The sequence below is a fragment of the Nocardia grenadensis genome, assembly GCF_050942415.1.
Taxonomy (GTDB): domain Bacteria; phylum Actinomycetota; class Actinomycetes; order Mycobacteriales; family Mycobacteriaceae; genus Nocardia; species Nocardia grenadensis.
Genome location: NZ_CP192054.1, coordinates 2172523 through 2195125 on the forward strand (window position 1 = coordinate 2172523; position 22603 = coordinate 2195125).

Annotated in this window: 26 protein-coding genes and 1 pseudogene; 14 read left to right on the plus strand and 13 right to left on the minus strand. The window is 67.8% G+C overall.

Annotated features, from left to right (window positions below; translation table 11 throughout):
• Positions 1 to 52: 52 nt before the first annotated feature.
• Positions 53 to 300: pseudogene (locus ACQPYS_RS09845) on the minus strand (short-chain dehydrogenase); the annotation flags it as partial.
• A 703-nt stretch (positions 301 to 1003) separates the two neighbouring features.
• Here ACQPYS_RS09845 and ACQPYS_RS09850 point away from each other — a divergent pair.
• Positions 1004 to 1384, plus strand: coding sequence for a tetratricopeptide repeat protein (locus tag ACQPYS_RS09850; RefSeq protein ID WP_433493013.1), 381 nt, complete (start codon positions 1004 to 1006; stop codon positions 1382 to 1384).
• A gap of 241 nt (positions 1385 to 1625) precedes the next feature.
• Here the strand turns inward: ACQPYS_RS09850 and ACQPYS_RS09855 are convergent, their stop codons facing one another.
• The 3 genes from ACQPYS_RS09855 to ACQPYS_RS09865 form a co-directional block, all read right to left on the minus strand.
• The gene (locus ACQPYS_RS09855; protein ID WP_433492347.1) at positions 1626 to 1763 is read right to left on the minus strand and encodes a hypothetical protein; all 138 of its coding nucleotides are present in this window, start codon (positions 1761 to 1763) and stop codon (positions 1626 to 1628) included.
• A complete protein-coding gene (locus tag ACQPYS_RS09860; RefSeq protein WP_433492348.1) occupies positions 1760 to 2494 on the minus strand; it encodes a TIGR03619 family F420-dependent LLM class oxidoreductase in 735 nt (244 codons plus the stop codon). The genes ACQPYS_RS09855 and ACQPYS_RS09860 overlap by 4 nt, the downstream gene beginning before the upstream one ends.
• A gap of 174 nt (positions 2495 to 2668) precedes the next feature.
• Positions 2669 to 3784, minus strand: coding sequence for an FAD-dependent oxidoreductase (locus ACQPYS_RS09865; protein ID WP_433492349.1), 1116 nt, complete (start codon positions 3782 to 3784; stop codon positions 2669 to 2671).
• A 67-nt stretch (positions 3785 to 3851) separates the two neighbouring features.
• Here ACQPYS_RS09865 and ACQPYS_RS09870 point away from each other — a divergent pair, with 67 nt between their 5' ends.
• The 3 genes from ACQPYS_RS09870 (at position 3852) to ACQPYS_RS09880 (ending at position 5558) form a co-directional block, all read left to right on the plus strand.
• Positions 3852 to 4532, plus strand: a complete 681-nt coding sequence (locus ACQPYS_RS09870; RefSeq protein WP_433492350.1) for a TetR/AcrR family transcriptional regulator — start codon at positions 3852 to 3854, stop codon at positions 4530 to 4532.
• A 190-nt stretch (positions 4533 to 4722) separates the two neighbouring features.
• Positions 4723 to 4917, plus strand: coding sequence for a hypothetical protein (locus tag ACQPYS_RS09875; RefSeq protein WP_433492351.1), 195 nt, complete (start codon positions 4723 to 4725; stop codon positions 4915 to 4917).
• A 167-nt stretch (positions 4918 to 5084) separates the two neighbouring features.
• On the plus strand, positions 5085 to 5558 hold the full coding sequence (locus ACQPYS_RS09880; protein WP_433492352.1) for an NUDIX hydrolase: 474 nt from the start codon (positions 5085 to 5087) through the stop codon (positions 5556 to 5558).
• Positions 5559 to 6076: 518 nt separating this feature from the next.
• Here the strand turns inward: ACQPYS_RS09880 and ACQPYS_RS09885 are convergent.
• On the minus strand, positions 6077 to 6742 hold the full coding sequence (locus tag ACQPYS_RS09885) for a TetR family transcriptional regulator C-terminal domain-containing protein (protein ID WP_433492353.1): 666 nt from the start codon (positions 6740 to 6742) through the stop codon (positions 6077 to 6079).
• Between the two features lie 253 nt (positions 6743 to 6995).
• Between ACQPYS_RS09885 and ACQPYS_RS09890 the strand changes: the two genes are divergently transcribed.
• Together ACQPYS_RS09890 and ACQPYS_RS09895 are read left to right on the plus strand one after the other, a co-directional pair.
• The gene (locus ACQPYS_RS09890) at positions 6996 to 7688 is read left to right on the plus strand and encodes a type 1 glutamine amidotransferase domain-containing protein (RefSeq protein WP_433492354.1); all 693 of its coding nucleotides are present in this window, start codon (positions 6996 to 6998) and stop codon (positions 7686 to 7688) included.
• A gap of 102 nt (positions 7689 to 7790) precedes the next feature.
• On the plus strand, positions 7791 to 8813 hold the full coding sequence (locus tag ACQPYS_RS09895) for a zinc-dependent alcohol dehydrogenase family protein (RefSeq protein WP_433493014.1): 1023 nt from the start codon (positions 7791 to 7793) through the stop codon (positions 8811 to 8813).
• Between the two features lie 183 nt (positions 8814 to 8996).
• Here ACQPYS_RS09895 and ACQPYS_RS09900 read toward each other — a convergent pair whose 3' ends face one another.
• Entirely contained in the window at positions 8997 to 9449 is a 453-nt protein-coding gene (locus ACQPYS_RS09900; RefSeq protein WP_433492355.1) for a MarR family winged helix-turn-helix transcriptional regulator, read from the minus strand.
• Between the two features lie 68 nt (positions 9450 to 9517).
• On the opposite strand from ACQPYS_RS09900, the gene ACQPYS_RS09905 reads away from it, so the two are divergent.
• A complete protein-coding gene (locus tag ACQPYS_RS09905) occupies positions 9518 to 10123 on the plus strand; it encodes a TIGR03086 family metal-binding protein (RefSeq protein WP_433492356.1) in 606 nt (201 codons plus the stop codon).
• A gap of 38 nt (positions 10124 to 10161) precedes the next feature.
• On the opposite strand, the gene ACQPYS_RS09910 is transcribed toward ACQPYS_RS09905, so the two are convergent.
• The 3 genes from ACQPYS_RS09910 to ACQPYS_RS09920 form a co-directional block, all read right to left on the minus strand.
• A complete protein-coding gene (locus ACQPYS_RS09910; protein WP_433492357.1) occupies positions 10162 to 10686 on the minus strand; it encodes a hypothetical protein in 525 nt (174 codons plus the stop codon).
• A 256-nt stretch (positions 10687 to 10942) separates the two neighbouring features.
• Positions 10943 to 11464, minus strand: a complete 522-nt coding sequence (locus tag ACQPYS_RS09915) for a DoxX family protein (protein WP_063035948.1) — start codon at positions 11462 to 11464, stop codon at positions 10943 to 10945.
• 4 nt (positions 11465 to 11468) lie between these two features.
• Positions 11469 to 11984 (minus strand): hypothetical protein, encoded by a 516-nt coding sequence (locus tag ACQPYS_RS09920; RefSeq protein ID WP_433492358.1) that lies wholly within the window; start codon positions 11982 to 11984, stop codon positions 11469 to 11471.
• A gap of 950 nt (positions 11985 to 12934) precedes the next feature.
• Here ACQPYS_RS09920 and ACQPYS_RS09925 point away from each other — a divergent pair.
• From ACQPYS_RS09925 to ACQPYS_RS09935, 3 genes are read left to right on the plus strand one after another with little or no spacing between them, the layout of a single operon-like run.
• On the plus strand, positions 12935 to 13756 hold the full coding sequence (locus tag ACQPYS_RS09925) for a hypothetical protein (protein ID WP_433492359.1): 822 nt from the start codon (positions 12935 to 12937) through the stop codon (positions 13754 to 13756).
• A 15-nt stretch (positions 13757 to 13771) separates the two neighbouring features.
• Positions 13772 to 14488 carry a 2OG-Fe(II) oxygenase gene (locus ACQPYS_RS09930; RefSeq protein ID WP_433492360.1) on the plus strand — a complete coding sequence of 239 codons (717 nt, stop codon included), beginning with the start codon at positions 13772 to 13774 and terminating at the stop codon, positions 14486 to 14488.
• Complete coding sequence (locus ACQPYS_RS09935) at positions 14485 to 15546, plus strand: threonine aldolase family protein (protein WP_433492361.1); 1062 nt, start codon at positions 14485 to 14487, stop codon at positions 15544 to 15546. The genes ACQPYS_RS09930 and ACQPYS_RS09935 overlap by 4 nt, the downstream gene beginning before the upstream one ends.
• 408 nt (positions 15547 to 15954) lie before the next feature.
• Here ACQPYS_RS09935 and ACQPYS_RS09940 read toward each other — a convergent pair whose 3' ends face one another.
• Positions 15955 to 16209 (minus strand): hypothetical protein, encoded by a 255-nt coding sequence (locus ACQPYS_RS09940; RefSeq protein WP_063035954.1) that lies wholly within the window; start codon positions 16207 to 16209, stop codon positions 15955 to 15957.
• Positions 16210 to 16419: 210 nt separating this feature from the next.
• On the opposite strand from ACQPYS_RS09940, the gene ACQPYS_RS09945 reads away from it, so the two are divergent.
• Positions 16420 to 16857, plus strand: a complete 438-nt coding sequence (locus ACQPYS_RS09945; protein ID WP_433492362.1) for a TIGR03667 family PPOX class F420-dependent oxidoreductase — start codon at positions 16420 to 16422, stop codon at positions 16855 to 16857.
• 117 nt (positions 16858 to 16974) lie between these two features.
• Here the strand turns inward: ACQPYS_RS09945 and ACQPYS_RS09950 are convergent, their stop codons facing one another.
• A complete protein-coding gene (locus ACQPYS_RS09950; RefSeq protein WP_433492363.1) occupies positions 16975 to 17709 on the minus strand; it encodes a TioE family transcriptional regulator in 735 nt (244 codons plus the stop codon).
• 80 nt (positions 17710 to 17789) lie between these two features.
• Between ACQPYS_RS09950 and ACQPYS_RS09955 the strand changes: the two genes are divergently transcribed.
• Complete coding sequence (locus ACQPYS_RS09955) at positions 17790 to 18980, plus strand: erythromycin esterase family protein (RefSeq protein WP_433492364.1); 1191 nt, start codon at positions 17790 to 17792, stop codon at positions 18978 to 18980.
• Between the two features lie 276 nt (positions 18981 to 19256).
• On the plus strand, positions 19257 to 19685 hold the full coding sequence (locus ACQPYS_RS09960; RefSeq protein WP_433492365.1) for a hypothetical protein: 429 nt from the start codon (positions 19257 to 19259) through the stop codon (positions 19683 to 19685).
• Between the two features lie 24 nt (positions 19686 to 19709).
• Here the strand turns inward: ACQPYS_RS09960 and ACQPYS_RS09965 are convergent, their stop codons facing one another.
• The gene (locus ACQPYS_RS09965; RefSeq protein WP_063035959.1) at positions 19710 to 20606 is read right to left on the minus strand and encodes a serine hydrolase; all 897 of its coding nucleotides are present in this window, start codon (positions 20604 to 20606) and stop codon (positions 19710 to 19712) included.
• Entirely contained in the window at positions 20603 to 21478 is an 876-nt protein-coding gene (locus ACQPYS_RS09970; protein ID WP_063035960.1) for a LysR family transcriptional regulator, read from the minus strand. Before ACQPYS_RS09970 ends, ACQPYS_RS09965 begins: the two co-directional genes overlap by 4 nt.
• Positions 21479 to 21641: 163 nt before the next feature.
• Here ACQPYS_RS09970 and bla point away from each other — a divergent pair, with 163 nt between their 5' ends.
• Positions 21642 to 22586 carry a class A beta-lactamase gene (bla, locus tag ACQPYS_RS09975; protein WP_433492366.1) on the plus strand — a complete coding sequence of 315 codons (945 nt, stop codon included), beginning with the start codon at positions 21642 to 21644 and terminating at the stop codon, positions 22584 to 22586.
• Positions 22587 to 22603: the final 17 nt, after the last annotated feature.

Sequence of the window (22603 nt, forward strand, 5' to 3'; positions counted from 1 at the left end):
CGGAGCCTGGGAGCTCGGCGGTGGCGGCGACGCCATGGCTGTGCAGCCGGAATCACGGTGTGACGAGCAGGGTTTCCGAGCCTTGGACGGTAGCCGTGATGCCGGTACAGTCCTGCGCCGCGAGTAGTGCCGCGGCCCGACCATCGTTTCCGGCGGTTCCGCCATATCGGCCGGGACCTCGCCACCACCGGCGACCTGTCAGCCCTCGGTGAGTACTATCCGGGAGGGGCTCAGACAGTTCACCGCGATATCGTCCGGCCGCAGGTCGGCGGCCAGGCCCAGGTAGAGGACACCGGCAGCGCCCATCCGCCCGCAGCGGTTATCCGTCCGGCCACGTCATGGATGGTGCCGGGAGCCCGGCTTGCCTCCTCGGTGCCGGCCGCCACCGCGACGGACGCGCCGTGCGCGGCCGGCGTCGAAGCTACGCGGCGCTGATGCCGCGACTGGCCCGGCCACGAAGGCGACCTTGCCCGTCAGCGGTCTTCCGTCGCGGAGGGTATCGCCGCCGGCCCGGTCGTCCTTGGCCGGGGATCGCGCGGACGACGCGGACGGTCCCGCGCCGGTCGGCCCGGACACCGCACGACCATGCCTACACCGCCGTCGATCACCTGCTGCGGCCGGTCGGTGCCGGGGACCGGCCCACCACCACCGGCGTCGCCGCCGAGTGATTCGCACAGAGCTGTGGGGCAGGTCGAACAGGTGCGTGGCCGGTCCAGCGCTCGGCCGCTCTCACTGTGGAGGCGATGCCTGGGGTACGCCGGATTGCTCGGTGTACCGGACTACCGGTCTTCCTCGATCGGCGAAGTGTGTCGTAATGCTCCGGCACCATAGGTCTGTGTCGGCGCCGACAGCCGGTCGATGACCGACGGGCGACCTCGCCGGACAGCCGACGCCGGCGACCACAGCGATGGGGGTTTTCACTGTGCTACTGGAAAATCGTGGCGATACGGTCGAAGTCGAAACGCGTGCCCGCCGGGCGGCCGAGGTAGGTGACGCCGAGGCGATGAATCACCTCGCGATCCTGTTGGAGAAAAAAGGGGAGACCGCCGCGGCCGAGAGGTGGTATCGCCGCGCTGTCGCCGCCGACCACCGCACCGCAATGTACAACCTCGGGCTCATGCTGGAGGCAGGATGCGTGCTCGATGAGGCCGAGGCCTGGTTCCGGCGATCTGTGCGCGGTGGCGACCATCGTGCGATGTACGCCGTAGCGCGTCTCTCGAGCAAGCTAGGCAGAACCGAAGAGGCCGAAATCTGGCTACGCCGCGCGGTGGCCGGTCTTCGCCCCGACGATCCCTGGAGCGGGAACCCGATCAGCGGAGGCCCGGTTCGCGGAAGCCGATCGCGTATCCGCACCCGGGATTCGTCCTGCTGTCCCCGGTTCTAGTGCCCGCGGGCCGGTAGTCCGTGTGCAGACGGGTCAGCCGTTGGGTCCGGATACGCCACCCGCCGTCGATCCTGGCGTCGGTTCGCGCCGCCGGCCGGGGATTCTCGGCCACTGCCGAGGGCGTCGGTGCCGCGGTGTTCGAGGGGACCCGCGACGGCGACGGCTGGTTGCTCCGTGCAGTCGCCGCCAGGCCCCGGTCCGCGCGGTCTGAACCGGGGTGGACCGGGTCGGGCACCGCGGTTCAGGAACGTCCGCCGAGGAAGCGTTCGGCGAATTGGGAGAGCTCGTCGCGCTGTTCGGCCGGATCGATGGCAGTTGCGCTCACGACCACCCGGGGCACCCCCTGAGCAGTGAAGGCGGCCAAGCGTTCGTCGGTCATATCCAGCCCGCTCCACCGGGTGTACTCGAGCAGATCGGGATCGCGTCCCGCCTCCGCCGCGGTCGCCCGGGCCAGTTCCCAGGTTCCCACTGTGCCGCGCGTTCATCCGGGAGTAGCGCCCCGCCCGCGAAATACCCGTCGCCGCGCAGCCCGGCCCGGCGTGCGGCGACCGCGCTCGAACCGCCGATGTGAACGGGCAGGGTGCGCGACCCGTGCGGCTTGGGGAACTGCACCAGGTTCTCGAAGTCGAAGAATTCGCCGCGGTAGCTCACCCCCTCCTCTCCACCGGACCACAGCATTCGCAGCACATCGATCGCCTCGTCGGCCCGGCGCCCGCGGGTGCGGAAATCGACGCCGGCCGCGGCCGCCTCGGCGGGCAGTGTGCCCAGCCCGACGGACAGCAGCCGCATCCGTCCCTTCGACAGCACATCGATCGTCGCCAGTTGCTTGGCCAGCACGACCGGATGCCGATAGGGCAGCAGCAGGACCCCGGTCCCGAGCAGCAGCCGGTCGGTGACCGCGGCGACGAAGGCGAGTGTGTCCAGCGGGTCGGTGAAGGGCAGATCGGTCGGTACCTCGAAATTGTGCAGTGTCGCACCGGGATACAGAACCAGATGTTCGGGCAGGTACAGCCCTTCGAATCCGCAGGCCTCGGCATGCCGCGCGTAGGCGGCGAGGCGATCCGGATCAGCACCGAAATGTGCGGTGCTGTAACTGACTGCGAATTTCATAGTGTTCCTTTCCGGTGCCCGTGCCGCGGCCCGGCCGACCCGCACACGCGCGGTTCCCGCGCCGACGATCTCAGCGGATGAACTGCCCGGCCGGCGCACCCCCTTCTCCCCGGCCCTGGGCTGCCACGTCAGCAGTGGAACGGCTCGAACCGTGGGTGTGCGCTGGCCGGGCGGTCATCTCGGTTCCGTCTGGAAGAACTCGAGCAACCTCTGGCAGGCGTCCGGTGACATCAGCAATTCCTGCATGTCCGCGGACATCCGGGCGGCAGCGCTGGTGCGTTCGAACATCTCGCGTTCGTATTCCGCGACGGCGGTGGGAAAGTCGTCCGGGTGCGCGGCCAGCGCGAGACCGAGCAGGGCGCCGTCGAGCAGCGCCATATTGGCGCCCTCGCCGACCGGCGGCATCAGGTGCGCGGCATCGCCGAGTAGTGTGACGCCCGGGGTCGACGGCCAGGTCAGGCCGACCGGGAGGGTCGTGATCGACCGCGGCACGATGGTGTCATCGCAGGCCGCGATCAGCGCGGTGAACCGGGGGTGCCAGCCGGGGAGGAGATCGATCAGCCGCGTCCGGGCGGCGGCCGGGTCGTCGAACGGGATGCCGCTGGTGGCGAACCAGTCCGCGGCGGTGTTGTAGAAGCTGAGGCCGAGGCGCACGCGGCCGTCGCCGTTGCGCTGCGCCGCCAGGGACAGGCTGTCGCCGAGCACCCAGTAGTTGCCGCGCCCGACCATTGCCGCGAGGTCGGGGTGGGTGCGATCGATATCGGGAATGCCGAGCTCGACGACGTTCTGGCCGATATGCGCCGGGCGGGCGTCGGTGAGCAGCCCGCGGACCCGGGACTGCGCGCCGTCCGCGCCGACCAGCAGGTCGTAGGTCGCACTGCTGCCGTCGGCGAAGTGCACCAGGCCGTTGTCGGCGGCGGTGAACGCGTGCCCCCAGCGGACCGTGTCTTCGGGGAGGGAATCCAGCAGTAGGTTACGCAGGTCGGCGCGGTCGACCTCCGGGCGGTCGGGCGGGGCGTCGTCGGGAGTGTCTTCTTGCAGCAGCAAGGTGCCGTCCGGCTGTAGGAGGCGCATATCCTGCCCTTCGATACGGGCGATCGCGTGAAACCGGTCGAGCAGACCGGCCTCGCGCAGCGCCCGCTGTCCGGAATGTATGTCCAGCATGCCGCCCTGACCACGCGCATCGCGTGCGAGCTCGCGTTCGTAGACGACGGCGTCGATGCCGTGCACATACAGCACTCTGGCGAGGGCCAAGCCGCCCAGTCCGGCTCCGACGATAGTGATGGTCATGGTCGCCTCCGATACACTCGAACTGATCAATACACTGTATCGGAGTATGCGATGTATTGTCGGCGGCATGTTGGTGTGGGAGCGGCCGGAACCGCCGGAGCGACCGGTGCCGGCTCCGTTGAGCCGGGAGCGGATCGTAGAAGCGGCGATCCGGCTGGCCGACGCGGACGGCCTGGCAGCGGTGTCGCTGCGTAAGGTCGCCGCCGCGCTGGAGGTCGGGCCGATGCGGCTGTACGGCTACATCGCCACCAAGGAGGAATTGCTCGACCTGATGGTCGACACGGTCTACGCCGAGATCCGACCGACCGGGGCGGGTTGGCGAGAGGTGTTACGGTCTCTCGCCGAAACCACGAGGCAGGCCGTGCACCGACACGAATGGTTTGCCGACCTGGTCGGTGGGCGGCCCCAGCTCGGGCCGCACGCACTGGCCAGAGGTGAGGCTGTGGTGGCCGGGATGGGCGACGTCGAAGTGGACGCCGTCATGCCGGTGGTTGATGCGGTCAATGCGTATGTGATCGGCGCGGTACGCCGGGAGGTCGCCGAGCGGCGTGCCGAGCGGGTCACCGGGATGGATGAGCGGCAGTGGCAGGCCGCCTTCGGGCCCTATCTGGAGCGGACCTTCGCGACAGGCCGATTTCCGGCGCTGGCCACCGTTATCCGCGATGCCGCCCACCTGGATGCCGATGAAATCTTCTACACCGGTCTCGATTTCCTGCTCGACGGCATCGGTGCTCGTCTCTCGGGATGACGCGCGGCCGGAGGGCGGGCCGGTTCCGCGGGCAGCGTCCGGTAGGGGCTGTCCGATCGAGAGGCAGAGCCTGCCGCCGCTGATCGCGGGTGAACCGATCACCCCGTTCCAGCGCGCCGCGGTCATGGGCGACGCCACCAACCATCTGTGCCACTGGGGATCCGAGGGCGCGGGCTAAATCAACGCCGATGTGACGGTGAATCTCCCCCGCCTCCCGATCGGCTACGAACTCGGTCTGCGGGCCGACAATGTCATCGCCTCGGCCGGGATCTCCATCGGCGCCGCCACCCTGTACGACCGCACCGGCCCCGTCGGCACCTGCGCGGTGACCGCCATGTCCAACGCCCGGCGTCAGGTCGACTTCTCGACCAACCCTCTCGCCTGAAACTCCGGGCCGGAGGATATCCGGAAGGTAATCTCCGTCCGCCGGAAATCTCCCGCCGCCCCCCGAACTCGACGAGCGACACATACCGTTCGCTACCGTTCGCAGCGAATTACCGGCAGTACATGATGTTCTGGCCGGTGACGATGGTTTTCGGTCGGAGGTGTGTGGTGAGTTTCCGGTTGGCGGCGTATGCCGTGTGCGTCGAAGGCGGGCGGGTGCTGCTCGTCCGTCACGTATCGCCGGAAGGCGACACGAATTGGACCCTGCCGGGTGGCAGGGTCGAGCACGCAGAAGACCCGTTCGACACGGTGGCCCGGGAGTTCGGTGAGGAAACCGGATGCGCAGCCACGGTCGAGCGGCTGCTGGGCGTGGATTCCAGGGTGATACCCGCAGCCGAACGGACGGTCCCCGGAGGATCCGATCATCAGAACGTCGGCATCTTCTACCAGGTCCGTGTCGCCGGCGGGCGGCTCCGGCCCGAGCCAGACGGTCGAACCGTCGATCCGACATGGACCCCGCTGCACGACACCGCCTCTCTGCCGCGGTCGTCGCTGGTGGATATCGGCCTCGCGCTGTTCCGGACCCGTCCGGCGACCGGCCATGTGGCTCCCGTGCCGGTGACCGGATCGGTGCGGCACTGACGCGCAATGCCCGGATCGGGCTGCCGCCACGCGGAGGAGGACGGCGACCGCCTGCGGGTTCGTGTGTCATCAGGTCGTGTCCGGTGTCGATATCCCAGAGCCGGCCCGCAATGTCGTGCGCGGCGGCCAGTTCGGGATGACGCGTGGCCGGCATCGACGTGCACACGATGTGGTATCGCGGTAGTGCGGTCACTGCGGCCTCGTCGCGCAGGTCGAGCTTCTCCTCGGAACAGCGCCACGGAGGCCACCGGTGAATCGCATTTCTGTGAGATTTCCTGGACGAGGCGCGGATACCGAGGTGGGCCGGGCGGTCGCGCGCACCGCGTATCCGAGTGTGGCCGCGGTGGGTATCGGTGCCCTGGCCCTGCTCGAGCCGAACGACCACCGGGACGCGGTGCTGCGCGAAACCGTCACCGGTACCGCGAAACCCATCGCGGTGCTGGGCGGAAATATGGTGCCGGCGGCCGGCGGCGAAACGGCTTGTGCCGGCACCGGAGGCATAGTACCCACCTTCCGGCTCACCCAAACCACCGCGGGATCGGAAATCTCCGGAAACGCGGATTTCGTACCCGATGCCGCGGCGGCGACCACCCTTCCCGGGGGCTGTCCGTCCCGGCGGGGGAGTGACCGGGCCCGAGTAGACCATCGACCACCCGGTGCAGCTTCTCGACGCTGTTCGGCTCATCCAGGCGCAGGGCGATAGTGGCCGCGTTGAGTACGGCGTCGATCTGGAAGACCGCCAGATCCGTGTCACCGCTGCCGCGTCTCCGCGTGGCAGCGACGATCTCGAACTCCCGCGCGAGCGTGTGCAGCCAACCGCGGCGCTGTTGCCGCAGCGTGTCGCGGACCGGCCCGGGACGGCCGTCGAATATCGGGAGATTCGCGCCCCAGAAACATCCGCCGGGGAACAGCGGTTGTGCGGCATCGTCGATCCACCGATCGATGAGCGCGCGCAATCGGGGGACCCGCCGATGCGGCACGGCCGGGGCCACGACCGCTTCGGCGAACACCTCGCCCGCAGTCGCCACGGTGGCCAGTTGCTGGGCCTCTTTGGTGCGGAACAGGGGTTTGGATACCCGCTTTGCTGAGCTCGAGGTCGTCGGCGAGTCGACCGAAGCTGAGCCCGTCCAGGCTGAGCCGGCGCGTTCGGCCGGACCGTAGCCGGGTATCGCGTGACCGGGCACCGCGGTCGTGGTAGCTCGTCGTACCGCGGGCCGGCGGCCGCGTCGATAGGGGAACCCGGGCCATGCCCGGGCGTCGGCCGGGTACTGCCTCGGGACGGTGCGAAGGGCTCTCGCCGCCGGCGTCGCCGCGTGCGGCGAAGTTCTCGCGCTGTTGCCCGTCCCCGCGAAGCCGCCTTATAGTGGATGCGAATTCGGGTTCCGTGAAATCGACTTCACCACTCACAGCTGTACAACCGATCGGGAGTAAGCTGTTATGGCCGATATTCTTTTCGTGGTGACCGGGGCGAGTTATTGGACACTCAGCGACGGCACCCGGCACCCCACCGGGTATTGGGCCGAAGAGTTCGCCGCCCCCTATCGCGTATTGACCGGTGCCGGTCATCGAATCGTGGTGGCTACTCCCTGCGGGGTGGTGCCTCATGTCGATGTGATGAGTCTGCGGCCATCGATGGCCGGTGGCGACAAGGTCGCCCAAGAACTGGAAGAGACCCTGCGCTCGGCCGAAGAGCTACGCCGGCCGATCCAGTTGGCGCACGCCCGCCTCGCCGACTACGACGCCGTCTACTATCCCGGCGGCCACGGCCCGATGGAGGACCTGTGGCGGGACGCGGACTCCGGCAGGTTGCTGACTGCGGCCCTCGCCTCGGACAAGCCGCTGGCCATCGTCTGCCACGCCCCGGTGGCGATTCTGGCGACCAGACGCCACGGTGTATCGCCCTTCGCCGGGTACCGCCTGACCGCGTACACCAATGACGAAGAAGATGCCGTCGGATTGCGTGCGAAAGCGTTCTGGACGGCCGAGGACGAACTGGTGAAACTCGGCGTCGATTTCACCCGCGGTGAGATCTGGAAACCGTACACCGTCGTCGACCGGAATCTGTTCACCGGCCAGAACCCGGCTTCCTCCGGGCCGCTCGCCGAAAAAGTTCTCGACGTACTCGGCTGACGCGAATTCCGCGCTCGGTCGCGTCGCCCCACGTACAGGAATTGCGCGACGTGCTCCGGAAAAGTCGATCCTCGGTCGGAAGAATTACAGGAGACGGTGAACATGCGTGGAGTCATCATGTACGCCCCCGGCGACATCCGGGTCGAGGATCGGCCGGACCCGGAGATCGTCGAGCCCACCGACGCGATCATCCGCATCGCCGCCACCTGTATCTGTGGGTCGGACCTGTGGCCCTATCGCGGCGTCGAACCGGTCGAGGGTCCCACCCCGATGGGGCATGAGTACATCGGCGTCGTTGAAGAGGTCGGTCCGGAGGTCGCCGATATCGCGGTCGGCGATTTCGTGGTCGGATCGTTCTTCGCCTCCGACAACACCTGCGAGATCTGCCGGGCCGGATACCAGAGCCGTTGCGTCCACAATGTCCCGATGGGCTCGATCGGCACCCAGGCCGAGCGGGCCCGCATCCCGCTCGCCGACGGAACGCTGGTCGCCGTCCCGGGGACTCCGGATCCGGCCCTGTATCCGAGTCTGCTCGCGGCCTCCGATGTGCTGGGAACCGGCTGGTTCGCCGCCGTCGCCGCGGAGGCGGGTCCCGGGAAGACGGTCGTGGTCGTCGGCGACGGCGCGGTGGGCCTGCACGCCGTCCTGGCCGCGAAACAACTAGGCGCCGACCGGGTGATCGCCATGAGCCGCCACGCCGACCGGCAGGCGCTGGCCCTCGAGTTCGGCGCCGACGAACTCGTCGAGGAACGCGGTAAGGCCGGGGTGGCCCGGATCAAGGAACTCACCGGCGGGTTCGGCGCACATTCGGTGGTCGAGGCGGTTGGCACCCAGGAATCGATGACGCAGGCCATTCGCGCCACCCGTCCCGGCGGTCATGTCGGCTACGTCGGGGTGGCCCACGACGTCGAACTCGACGGTATGCGGCTGTTCTTCTCCACCGTCCATCTGCACGGGGGCCCGGCCCCGGTACGCCGTTTCCTGCCCGAGCTGATCGATCTCATCGTCCGCGGCGATATCGACCCGGGTGGGGTCTTCGATCTCACCCTGCCGCTGGAGCGAGCCGCGGAGGGCTACCGTGCGATGGACGAGCGTCGCGCCACGAAGGTCCTGCTCACGGTCTGATCGCGCCCGGTGGCCGGCCTTCCGTCTCGTCGACAATGACCTTCATCGGGCCTACCTTTCGCGCGCGTCGGCCGGGCCGTGAGCGCTCTCGTCGGTACGGATATCGGTGGTGCGCTCGAGCAGGTGTTCGAACGCCACCTTCGCCTCGGTGCGGGCCGTAGTCGCGCCTGTCGAGGATCGCTGTCAGTCGCTGCTCTCGGGGTTCGGATGCCCGGAGAACTCGGTCAGGATGCGCAGGGCATTGAGGAAACCGCGGCGGTCGGCGGCGGGCAGCTGTTCCAGTACCTGCTCGTTCTCGCGCGCCTGGATCTCGGCCTGTACCGCGGCCGCGATCCGATGGCCTTCCGGCGTCAGCTCCAGCAGCCGGGCCCGGCGGTCGGTGGGATCGGGGGTGCGTTCGATCAAGCCTCGGTCCTGGAGGTCGTCGAGGACCGCGATGATCCGGGTTTTGTCCGCGCCGATCTCCTGGGCGAGTACGCCCTGACCGCGAGCGGTGCCGCGGCTCAGTGCGATCAGGACCGTGTAGGCCCACATGGTCAGCCCGTGGGCTTCGAGAATCGGGCGTTCCAGGGCGATGAGGGTGCGGGTCAGCGGCGCGAGCATCGCGGCCAGATCCGGACGGTCCGTGGTTCCCATGAGTAGAACCTACCCACTGGAAAATAATAAGCATTGACTTATCATAAGCGACTACCTACTGCATGCTCATGCTTACAGACCTTGTCGAACTCGACCGTCGGGCGGTGCTCACCACGGTGGCCACCGCCGAACTCGTGACCCCTGACCGACTCGGCCTGCCGACCCCGTGCGCGGGCTGGACAGTGGGCGACCTACTGGCACATATGGCCGCACAGCATCGCGGCTTCGCCGCCGGTGCGCGTGGTGACGGCGCCGACCTCGCGCACTGGCAGGTGCGGCCGCCGGGACCGCACACCCCGGCCGAGTACACCGAATCCGCGGCCGAGGTCCTCCGGGCCTTCGCCGAGCCGGGTGCGGCGGAACGCCCCTTCGCGATGCCGGAATTCGAGCCGGATGTGACGGTCCCGGGCGAGCAGGCCCTCGGGTTCCATCTGGTCGACTATGTCGTCCACGGCTGGGATCTCGCGCGAGCCCTCGGTGTGGGCTATGAACTGGACGCCGCCACGGCCGAGCCGGTGCTGCGTATCGCCGAATCCGTCCCCGACGGCCCGGAACGCGAGCAGCCCGGATCCCCCTTCGCCCATGCGCTACCGGGAGGCGACCCGGGCGCACCGCTGGACCGGATCCTCCGGCTGCTCGGTCGATCTCCCGCGTGGCCGAAAAGCGAGGAATAGTACTCCGAACCGGCCCTTCGGCGTCAAGTGCTCTGTGCCTACAAGGGAAACGGGGGAGCGGCGGCGGACCGAAACGAGCGGGGGATGCCGCGCTCAGTCCGAGCCGACCGCCGCGCGGATAGCGGGTCGAGCAGGCCGAGATCGCTGCCCAGCCGGCCGGTGAGTTCGCAAGCCACGGCGACATCCTTACACAGGAAATCGCCCACCGAGTCCGCGAACGCCGCCACCGAACCCTTGGCCGCCACACTCAGCACCGCACGTCCCGCACTACCGCCATGCGGCAGTGCGGAAAGCACCTCGGCTTCGGTGAGGCCCAGCTCCCCGGCCAGTCGCACGGCCTCGGTGACCAGGCCGATCTCGGGGGGGCGAAAAGCGAATCGTCGACGAGTTTCACGCGCTGCCCCGTTACCGAGTTCCCCGACCTTCAGGACCGGATCGGCGTAAGCGGCCGGCACGGGGCGCGCCCGCGCGGTCGCGTCGGCCGAACCGCCCAGGAAGACGGTGGGCGAACCGTCGGCAATACCGTGCGGACCCCACTCACCGGGGCGTCGGCCACGTGGCATCCGGCAGCGGCCCGGGCGGCGGCGATCGTCGTCGCGGTGTCGGGGCTGCCGGTTCGGCAGGAGTGTGGTGCCGAGGGGCCAGCGGGGGGCGGCCCATCAGAGGGAGTGTGGCGTCGGCGGTATCGAGTACCACTCCGGGGGCGATCTGTGCGGCGTCGGCCGGTTCGCTGATCAATCGGACGTCCTTGCGCCAAGGGCCCGCCCTGACTGCCCGGTCCGATGAATCCGACGCGCCGACGTTCCTCTCTCGCGCAGCTCAGGAATCGGCGTCCGCCGAATCCGGTTTCGGGGTGGCCGGTCGCCAGAACACCGCCAGCAGAACGGCGGTGGCGACGACACCGACGCCCAGCGCGACGGCGCCGCCACTCCAGCCGGTGAGCTCGATCCCGGCGGCGTGGTCCACCGACAGCCGTCCGGGGCCGAGGATCCCGAGCGCCAGCGAGACGACCGCGAGAACCAGGACGTATTCGTAGCCGTCCTTGAACACGAAGAAGCCGTTCTTCCGGTGCGCCAGCAGCGCGGCGACCAGCATCACCGAGATCACCGCCGCGGCGGCCAGCGGGGTGAGCAGCCCGGCGACCAGCAGTGCCCCGGCGCCGATCTCGGTGATCACGCTGAACCAGGCCTGCAATACGCCGTGGCGTAACCCGAGGCCGCTGAACCAGCCGGCGGTGCCGGCGATCTTGCCACCGCCGATCCAGTGGTTTACCCCGTGGGCGATCATGGTGCCGCCCACGACCAGACGGAGCAGCAGCAGTGCGATATCGGTGACGTCCATTCGGCTACCTTTCCGGCCGCGCGGCCGCGCCGCCGTCGAATTGCAGGGCGGGGACGGAGAACTCTCCGGTCCCGCGGGCGATGATGCACTCCTCGGCGAAGGCCAGCACCGTGAGGTGGTGGGCAAGCGCGGTCCGGCCGAGGCCGACGTTGTGGCCGGTGTCGGGCATCCGGCTCAGCACGACCCGCGGCGAACGGATGAACAGATTACCCACCGCGACCATCTCCGCGGGATCGTTGCGCCACACCCGCTCGTATTCGCCCAGGCTGTACCGCACCGGAACCCTGATATCGGGGGCCAGGCCGAGGAATTCCCGCGCGGCTCGGTCGTGCAGCGCCGGCAACTCCAGGTGTGAGCCCTGCGCGGACACTGCACTGCCGCCCAGTACATCCTCGGGATACAGCCGGGACGGCTCCCGGGCCAGCCGCACTACCCCGCGCGGCCGCCGGTGCGCGATCCGGTCGGTGCCCCAGAGTAGGTCCTGTGCGGCCTGCTGGTGCCGGTGCCCGGTGCCCGCCATCCGAACCGCGAGTTCGCAGCCCGCCGAATGCACGAGCAGGAAGACGCCCGCGCCGCGCGGCAGGCCGTCCGGAGGTGCGTCGACGGCGCCTCGAGCGCCCGTATCGTCGCAGGTATTCCTGTGTGAGTGTGGTGTAGTCGGCCACGGCGGTGATCGGCAGGATGAACTGCACGTCCGTTGAGAGGCGACGCTTCATCGTTTCTCGCTGCTGATCCCGGCGGGTACCGGGATGGTTGACCGCCACCGGCCGGCCGGCGTTCTCAGGGCCGATCGCCGGCCCTCGGGTCGAAATACAGTCGGGGAACCGACAGTCCGGACGGCGCCGGCCCCGGCGGTCGGGAGATCCGAGGACGAAAAGGCGGTGTCGCCGCATGGGATCACTCGGCGGTGCAGGAGCTCTTCGGAGTTTGTCGCACGCCTCGCCAAATCGGTCACAGTACCGTAGGCTCATCCCAGCAACCCGCTGGCGCAGGGCCATACGAATTGATTCTACGATCGTTACTCCCGGTCGCTTGTGGCGCGCGGATACAGACGATCTTCGATCCATCCGGGACAGCCATTGAGAGTTCCTATCAATCACCGAAATTCTGTGCAGGACCTCGCCACTATCCGGCATTCCTCTAGAGGTGCCCGCGATACTCGCGCGCTCCGAGGAAAATTCTGCAGCGTCGCGCATTCCCTCCCCATGTCGAGCTCATACAGTCCCGGTCCGTGATCGGCTCGTCGGAACTTTGTGCGTCACCGGCGATCTGAAATAGTCGGCGGTTCCGACTCGCTTCGATTTCGATCCCGACCCGATCAGTAGGTGGGCAGGGAGAAGGGGACCAGTTGTCGCTCGAACACCGGGCAATCTGGCGACTTCGACCGGTGCCGTCTCTCGATCGGGGGTCAGAGCATCCGTGGGACCGCGCCGCCGGTGGCGCGGAGACAATACAAGAGCCGAGTTCATAGTGAAAATCCTGAATCCGTCGGAGCCGAATACGAAGCTCCACTATGTATATGATCGCGGAACCGGATACGAGGCCGAGTTGAGGCTTTCGGACGCGTTGTCGGCACTGGTTCCGGCCGACGATCTGGTTCATTCCGATCATCGGTTATTTCAGATCGCCCATCTGGTAACCGAATATGCTTGGGTGGCAATACACCACACAATGTGTAGTATCGTGGCGGCACTCGATCGAGATGAACCGATAGCGGCGCTACGTTTGATCCAGCGTGCGAAGCGGCTGGCAGCATGGCCGGCCAGCAGTATCCGGCTCTTGGTCGACACCCTGCCGCAAACCAGCTTCCTGGAGATGCGTGCCGGCTTTCCAGAGGGCTCATCGGGTCTGGACTCTCCCGGCGCCCGGGCGGTGCGCAAAGCCGCACAGGTGATCTGGGATACGTTCGAGAAAACTCTGGCCGACCATGGCCTCACAGTCGCCGAACTGATGCCGGCGACCGGATCCGGCTATTCCGGAGCACTCGACACATCGTTGTTCTCGGAGATAGCGATGGAGATTCATCGGTTCGACTCGGCGATGGTCGAGTGGAAGCAGCTTCACCTAAACCTGGTCTGGCAGTTGCTCGGCGGTCACCCGGGAGCCTCCGGCTGTCCTGCGGCCGGTACCGACGACCGACCGAAGAGCATGCGGGGCAGGCCCCTGGATGACCTCGAACGCCTCGCGGTGCGTCCGTTGTTTCCCGGGCTGTGGCGGGAGAGCACCGCGATGTACCGGTCCTTCGGTGGCGAGGCCAGACTCGCGTATCGATCCCGGCCCGATGTGGAGTGACGGAAGACGATTGCTGTGACAGATAATTCGACCTCCGCTGCGGTAGATGCTGCCGCCCGGACGAACTCGGTGCCGCTCCGGACGCCGTTCCATTGGCTCACCTTCGATATGAGTTCGGTGCTGCCCCGGAACTGGGACAACGAGCTACTGAGCTTGGCCGCGCAGCGAGCCACACAGCACAGTTTCCGGCCGACGATGAGTTCGGCCAGAGAACCGGCCGAAATCGAGATCGCGCTCGAGTCGGTCAACGGCGAAATGCTGTACGAGCGAGTGCCGTGGCTCTACGACCTGTATCTCGGCTGGTTCCGGACGTTGGCCGAACGCTATGCCGGCGAACCGTTGTACCCCACCAGCACTCACAATCGTGCTCTCAGCCTCAATATCCTGCGGGGCGGAGGTATTCGCTACCCATGTCATGTCGACAGCAACCCTGCTCAGGGCTTGCTGTATCTGACCGACTGCAATGAACGGACCGGCGGTGAACTGGTGGTCGCTCGGCGCAGGACCGCCCGAGACATCGCCGAAGTGGATGCGGACTGCACGGTGCTGTACCCCCGCCACGGTCAGCTGCTCGTCTTCGACGCTCGCGAACACGCACATTATGTGCGGCCGATGCATCATCCCGATGGGTTCCGTGCCGTTGTGACGATGAACTACTACTCCGAGTCCTGTCCGGAGGCGGCGCGTCCGCTGGGTCTCGACGAACAACTGTTCGGCTCGGTGTCGCGATGACCGATGCGGCGCGCAGGCATGACACGGGGATGCGCGGCTTTGCCAGCGACAACAATGCCGGGGTACATCCGGAGGTGCTCGCGGCTATCGCGCTGGTCAACGGGGGGCATCAACCCGCCTATGGTTCCGACGATTACACCGCGCACCTGCAGCAGATTTTCCGGCACCACTTCGGCGAGGAGGCCGTCGCCTATCCCGTCTTCAGCGGCACCGGCGCAAATGTCATCGCGCTGCAAGCCTTGCTGCCACGCTGGGGCGCGGTAATCGTTGCCGAGTCCGCGCACATCAACACCGACGAGTGTGGTGCACCCGAGAAGATGGCCGGAATCAAGTCTTATCCGGTGGCCACACCGGATGGCAAACTGACTCCGGAGCTGATCGACCGACAGGCGTGGGGATGGGGCAACGAACACCGAGCCCAGCCGATGGCCGTGTCTCTCAGCCAGTGCACCGAATTGGGCACCTGCTACTCCCCGGCAGAGATTCGTGCGATCTGCGATCACGCTCATGAACTCGGAATGCTGGTCCACGTGGATGGGGCGCGACTGGCCAATGCGGCCGCGTTCCTCGACGAACCGATGCGTCGGTTCACCACTGATGCCGGTGTGGATATTGTGTCCTTCGGAGGAACCAAGAACGGCTTACTGCTCGGTGAAGCTGTTGTCGTGCTCGACTCCGGAAAATTTCGCGACGTCGCTTATCTCCGCATGATGTCGATGCAATTGGCATCGAAGATGCGGTTCATATCTGTCCAGTTCGAAGCGTTGCTCGGCGGTGACCTGTGGCTGCGCAATGCCAAACATGCGAACGCGATGGCCGTGCGGCTGGAGTCTGCCGTACAGGGCATCGATGGTGTCCGCCTCATGCGTCCGGTACAGGCCAATTCGGTTTTCGCTGTCCTGCCACGTGAGGCCACCGAACGGCTGCAGAAGCGCTTCCCCTTCTACTTGTGGAACGAGCGCACCGGGGAGGTCAGATGGATGTGTGCCTTCGATACCACCATCGAAGATATCGATAGCTTCGTCGATGCTCTCGGCGAAGAAATGCGGACTACTTGATCTTGTGATGCTCGGTTGCTACAGGCACCGGGCCATCTCGGTGATCCGACTGCACTCGGTTGCGGGTGCATCTATCGTCGAACGGCTTATCCACCGGCGCTGGTGTTTCACGGCGAGACTCGATCACGATTTCGCGCGGCGACAGCTATCGCTCGGGGAAGATCCTGGACGCGCGGCGAGTTGTACGCCGGCCGAGCTCGCCCACTGGGTCCGGCGGAGCGAACCCGGATCCGATCAACGGCGAGTGGGCGATGAGCGAGGCGGCCGACGTCGTCGAAACCGCCCGTAGCATCTCATCATCGGTGCCGCCGGACACCACGAAAACATCGCCACTCACCACTGCGAGTCATACTGCTGCCGGAATCCGCTATGCGGTCCGCCTGTCATCGGTTTCCCGGTCTCCGAAGTTCAGCTGCTCTCGCAGCCGATTCCGTTGCCGTCGCGGTCCAGGTCGTACTCGTCGGGTCCGATCACCCGCACTCGCCCGGTGTACACGGGCCCGTTACCACTGCCACCCTCGCAGTCGACATCACTGGTGATGGGCACGCAGGGGTCGTAGGAGGCGTGGCATCCGGCCGGCACTGCGTCGGCCGGAGCGGCTGCCATCAGGCCGAACGAGCCGGCAGCAAGGGCAGCAGTGCCCAGGATGGACAGGGTTTTCATCGAGGCTTCTTTCGGTGGGAAGGACGAGTTGCTGAAGTTTTGCACGAGCCAAGCCGGACGAGTCCAGTTTTAATGGAAAAGTGACCTATAAAAATAGTTACCGGATACTTACCGGAACGCAGGGCAACCGCGTTCTCGGGCGGGAATCCTCGCGTGGGCCCGGATGTTGTTCCGGGCGCATCCCGCCCGCCCAGCCTCCGGAGGCCGCTCATGACGACACCGCGCGCGCACGCATTGATCGATCCTGCAACGGATTTCGGTGCCCGTGTGGCCGAGCGGCTGGACCGTGAGCAGATTGTCTGGCTCACCACCGTGGGACCGACCGGCACCCCGCAGCCCAGCCCGGTGTGGTTCCGCTGGGACGGGCGCAGCTTCCTCATCTTCAGCCAGCCCAGCCGTCCCAAGCTTCGCAATATTGCCCGTAACCCGCGGGTGGCGCTGCACTTCAACAGCACCGAGAGCGGGGGAGAAGTGGTGGTCTTCGGCGGCGCGGCCCAGATCGAGCCCCCCGTCGCTGCGCATGAGATCGCGGCCTATCTCGGTAAGTACGAGTCGGGGCTGGCCGGTCTGTCCATGACCGGTGATCAGTTCCGCGCCGACTACTCGGTGCCCCTTCGCGTGGTGCCCGACCGCTTACGCGGCTTCTGACCCCGCCGCCGCGGCGTCGGCTTCCGATTGCGCCGAGTGTCGAGGGTGCGCCGGGCGCAGGCGAGCCAGGTGTGGACCCTGCGCGCACACCACACGCTTCACCGGAACGCGCCGGGGTCACTCCGGCCGCTCCCGCTCTGCACGCGCGAGGTGGTGCAAATAGTCTCCGAGCCGACCCGCTGCCCGCAGCATGGCCAGCCCCTGGTCGGTGAGCCGGCGCTGCCAGGCGGCGAGCGCGGTCGTCAAGGCGTCGGTGCCGCCGGCCGTCCGGATCTGTTCGACCACGATGGCGATTCGGTCCAGCCCGTAGCCTCCGCGCCGGAGCAGGTGGGTCAGTTCCGCGTCGCGGATGTCGGGCGCGCGGTAGATCCGGTAGCCGGTGCCCGGGTCGCGCCCGGGGGTGAGGATGCCCACGGCTTCCCATGCACGCAGTGTGGCCGGGGTGATATGGAGGTGGTGGGCCAGTTCGCCCACGGTTCGGTCGGAGGGCGCGCGGGAACATCCGGGGGCGGGGTCGTGGCCTGTGGTCAGGTGCGCGATGGCCCGCTGGACCGTGTCCAGGGTTTCGCGGTCCTGGAGCAACTGCTGGTGGCCGCGGTCGATGAGTTTCAGGGCGTTGTCCAGGTTGCCGGTGTGGAGTTCGGTCATGATCCGGCCGGCGAGCGCATGACCGTAAGCCGCGACCAGGGCGAGGAAGGTGCGCAGGGCGGCCGCGTGGACCTCGGTGTAGATCCGGTAGCCGCTCGCCGTGCGTTCGGCGGCCGGGAGGTAGCCGTCGCGTTCGTAATTGCGGACCGCCTGGGTCGAGAGTCCGTGCTCGCGCGCGAGGTCGGCCGGTCGCAGGGTGATCATCGGTTTGAAACTTTATCGCCCGATCGAGCGGTAGATTCGGAGTAGGTATCAACCGAGCCTTCAAAGATACGATCGAAGAAATGAACTTCGATCTCGACATCTTGCTTCCCACCTCCCCTGAGCTGCTGGCATTCGGTGAACCGACCCATCTCGAACCCGCCTTCGCCTGGACCCGCAACGAGCTGTTCGCCGAACTGGCCGGCCGCGGCTACCGCTCGATCGCCCTGGAAACCGACCGGGTGGCCGCCCTCGCGGTGAACGACTATGTCCAGCAGGGCGTGGGCTCCCTCGATATGGTGATGCAGGAGGGTTTCTCGCACGGGTTCGGCGGTCTCGCCGCCAACCGGCAGCTGGTCACCCGGATGCGGGAATACAACGAGGGGCGATCCGCCGCCGAACAACTGTCGTTCCACGGCTTCGATATCTCCGCGGAGACGATGAGCGCGTTCAGCCCGCGCCGCTACCTCGAATACGCCCGCGACTACCTGGACCTCGACCTCGATCTGGCCGGCCTGCTCGGCCCGGACGAACGATGGGACCGTACGGAGGCGGTCATGGACCCGGCGGAGTCGATCGGCGCGACCGCGGCGGCCGATGCCCTCCGTGTGCACGCCGACGATATGCTCACCGAACTCTATCTGCGGGCGCCGGAGCTGATGGAGAAGAGCTCACGTGCCGAATGGTTCCGGGCCGAAACGCATCTCACCGCCGGACTCGGCCTGCTGCGGTACCACAGGCTGGCGGCCCGGCGCGTCGAACAGACTGCCCGCTGGACCCGTATGTGTGCCGCCCGCGACGCGCTGATGGCGCAGAACCTCCTCGCTATCCGCCGCTTCGAGACCGGTCGGGGCCCGACGCTGGTATTCGCCCAAAACGCGCATCTGCAACGAAATCCGAGCCATATGACCATGGGACCCATGGAACTCGACTGGCACAGCGCCGGTGCCGTCGTGCACTCCCTGGTGGGCTCGGATTATGCCCTGATCCTCGGCAGCCTGGGCCGCGACGACACCTTCGGTCTGCTCGAACCCGCACCCGATACCTACGAAGGTTTCCTGCAGACCCGTATCCCGGACCGGGGCCTGATCGCCCCCACCGAGATACCCACCGCCCGCACCCGCGACGATCACGCTCCGGAGCACGGCTACTTCCCGCTCGACCGCGCCTCGATCGACGGCGCCGATATGATCCTGCACATCCACAACGGCGCCGGCTACCGCGGGGCCGGGGAGGACGATCCACGACCGTGGGTGCCCGCGAATCCGGCGTGATCGCCGTGGGAGCGCTTCGACCGGACCGGGCCGTCGCTACGGCGCAGCGTCCCGGCGGCCGGAAAGGTGCGCGGTGAACGTCGACCGCCTCCCGCTGAACGGTCATACGCTGGGCGGCGGTCTGTACCTGTCCCCCGACGAAGCCCGCAATCGCACCGGACGTGACACTGCCCGTGGACTGCGGGTCGATGCTCGAGAGCAGGTTCGCGCGGTTGCGGCCCGGACGCGCCACCGTCCGGGCCGCGCCACCGCGGCGATATGCGATAATCGTCTGCCATGCGCGCCGGACGAATCGGTCGATGGGCGGTCGTGGTCGGAGTGCTGGCGGCCGCGGCGGGATGCGATGCGGCGGCCGAGCCGCCGCCGGTTTCCCCGCAACTCGGTACCGAATTCACGCTGGCACCGGGCGAAACGATCCGGCTGGACGACGACCGGATGACGGTGTCGTTCGACGAGGTGTCCGCCGACGGCCGGTGCCCGACCGGGACCGCGTGTGTATGGGAAGGCGACGCGACGGTGGTCACCGAAGTGACTGTCGGCGCACAGCGATCCCGTCACGAACTCCATACGAATCAGCGATTCGCGACCGGGGCGACCGTGGGCCGATACCGGATCGCACTGGTCGCGCTCCGGCCGTCGCCGTCGGCGAGCGGGCCGGTCCCCGATGGGGACTATCGGGCGGACCTACTGATCACCAGGGAATGACACGCGGGTTATCCGCCGCGCGTTTCACTCGGTGGGTAGTGCCCGGCGCAATTCGGTTACCGCGATCCGCGCGGCCTCGGCGATCGCCGCATCCACGGCCGGGAGCGCGGGGTCGGCGCGGGCGGCCCGGGTGAAAACGGCCACCGCGACCGGGTGTTCGCCCGGGAATTCCACCACGGCCACTTCGTTGCGGATGATGCCGATCGTGCCCGTCTTCCCGGCCACCGACACTCCGCGATGCGGGAATCCGGCCGCGATCCGGTGCGGCCAGACCTGGCGACGCATGACCGCGCGGGCGAAATCCGTTTGCTCTCCGGACAGCACCTCCCCGCGCCAGAGCGCGGCGAGCAGCCGGGTCATCTCCTCCGGGGTTGTCGCGCTCGTGTACGCGGGATCGTAAGCGGAGACCGTCCATGCCTCGTCGTTGTCGGCCAGGGCGGCGAACGCCTCGGCCGTACCGTGGGTGTCGGTATCGCGTACCAGGCTGCGCTGGATATCGGCGGTACCACCGACCAGCCGGGTCAGGTCCAGTCCCAGCGACTCCACCAACTCGTGTACTGCGGCCAGCCCGATCTCGCCGAGCAGCAGATCCGCGGCCGCATTGTCGGAGACGGTCATCATGGAGGTCGCCAGATCGCGCCGGCTCATGGTGACCGGATCGTGCAGGGCGGAGATCCCGGTGGGTCCGGGGGTGCATTCCCCCGGAACGAGTGTGAGCCGCGCCAGCGGGTCCAGGCGACCGGCGTCCACGGCGCGGCAATACGCGAGCAGCAGCGGGAGCTTGTACACGGAGGCGGTGACCACGCGTTCGGTCCCGCCGATGGAGACCTCCGCGTCGCTGCCGTCGCAGCGGCGGGCGTGCAGCCGTCCGGTGCAGCCGGCGTCGGCGAACACCGCCCGGATCCGCTCGGCCGTGGTCATCGCAGGCGCTCCCGGTAGAGCACCCGGTCGACCGCGTTCGCCTGGTCCTCGGCGCCGGCCCGGTGGATCACCCGGCAGCGCAACGCCACCGCCTGCGGGGCCATCCGCAGCCAGCAGACTCCCGGGATATCGGAGGGCGGTGTGGTGGTCAGCCCGAAACTCGCCCCCGCGGCGACCGCGGCGAGCACCGCACGGTCATCGTGGACGGTGACCGTCTGGGCGTCCAGCCCGCGTTCGCGTAAGAGGTCGCGGACGGTATCGGAGGCCGGGGGATTCGCGGCCCGCGGATACGCGGCGTGGGTCAGATCGGCCAGCATGGGGAAGGTGGGACGCTCGGTGGCCGCGCTGCGATGGTCGGCCGGTACGACGATCCAGCGCGGAAGTTTCACCACGGACCGGGCCTCCACGCCGTCCACCAGCGCCGGGTGTTCGATCACCGCCAGATCGCACAGCCCGGACCGGACGGCAGCCACCAGATCCACCGTCGTACCCGTATCGGTGGAAACCGCTTCGCCGGAGGTGTTCCCGGTCCGCAGCGCGGTGACGCAGGCGGTGACGATCCGGTCGGGCAGCGCGGAGGCGGCGCCCCAGTGCACCGTGCCGCGGGTGCGGGCTATCCGCTGCGCTTCGGCGAGCAGCCTTTCCGCGTCGTCGACCAGCAGCCGGGCCCGGGGCAGCAGCTGCCGGCCGGCCGCCGTGAGTACCGCCCCCTGCCGGGTACGGTGCACCAGCTCGACGCCCAGCCGGTTCTCCAGCCGCCGCAAGCCTTGGGAGAGCGGCGGCTGCGTCATATCGAGTACGGTGGCGGCCCGCCCGAAATGGCCCTCGTCGGCGATCGCGACGAAGTAGCCGAGGTGTCGGATCAGGTCCATAGCGATATTGAACCAGCGCCTCGGAGAACCGCTTCCGAACTGCGTATTCCCGGGCCGTTTCGAGCCTTGAAACCCGATCCTACCTGCGTCTATATCAAACGCGACTGGTATGCGGGAGTGTCGGATATTGGCGGCCGTCGGTCGGCCGGTGTCTGCTGCGGGGGTGAAACCGAACCGATCCGCACACCGCATCCTGTCGAGTCGGCGATCACTGGCCCTCGCCCTGACCGCGGTCGCGCTGTCCGCCGTCGCCTGCGGGGGCGCCGATACCGGCACACCGGCCGCGCCCACCACGGTCGAGCAGAAGACCGTGGACCTGAGCGATACGTTGATGGCGCTGCAGGCGAAATACAATGTTCTCTTCGGGATCGCGGCGGTCGATACCCGGGGCGGGCGGACCTTCGAGTGGAACGCCGACGATCGGTTCGCGCTGTGCTCCACCTTCAAGGTGTACGCGGTGGCCGCGATTCTGCGGCTCGCCGAGCGCAAGGAACTGGATCTCAACGACAAGGTGGCGATAACCCGGCAGGACATCGTCATGAGCTCGCCGGTCGTCAGTGATCACGTCGGCGAGCTCATGAGCTATTACGAGCTGAGCCGGGCCGCGCTGGTGCGCAGCGACAACACGGCGGCGAATCTGCTGCTGCGCCGGCTCGGTGGCCCGCGCGCCGTCACCGAATTCGCGCGTACGGTCAACGACTCGCAGACCCGGCTGGATCGGTGGGAGCCGGAACTCAACGAGGCGCGCGCCGGCGATCCCCGCGACACCGGTACCGCGTCCGCACTCGCCGCCGGCTACCGCAAGCTGGTCCTCGGCGACGGCCTGAGCACCGAGTATCGCCGCATGCTCACCAGCTGGATGCGGTCGAGTGTCACCTCACGCCAGCGCCTGCGCGCGGGCCTTCCGGTCGGCTGGGTAGCGGCGGACAGAACCGGTAGCGGCGCCTACGGCACGGCCAACGACGCCGGTGTGGTGTGGAGCCCCGCCGGCACCTCGCTGGTGCTGGTCGTCTTCAGCCGTTCCACCACCGGTTACCCGATGGCGGCGGGCGCCGATGCCGCGGTCGCCGACGCCACGGCCGCGGTGCTGGGCACCATGACGCAGTGAGTTCGGCACCCGGTATC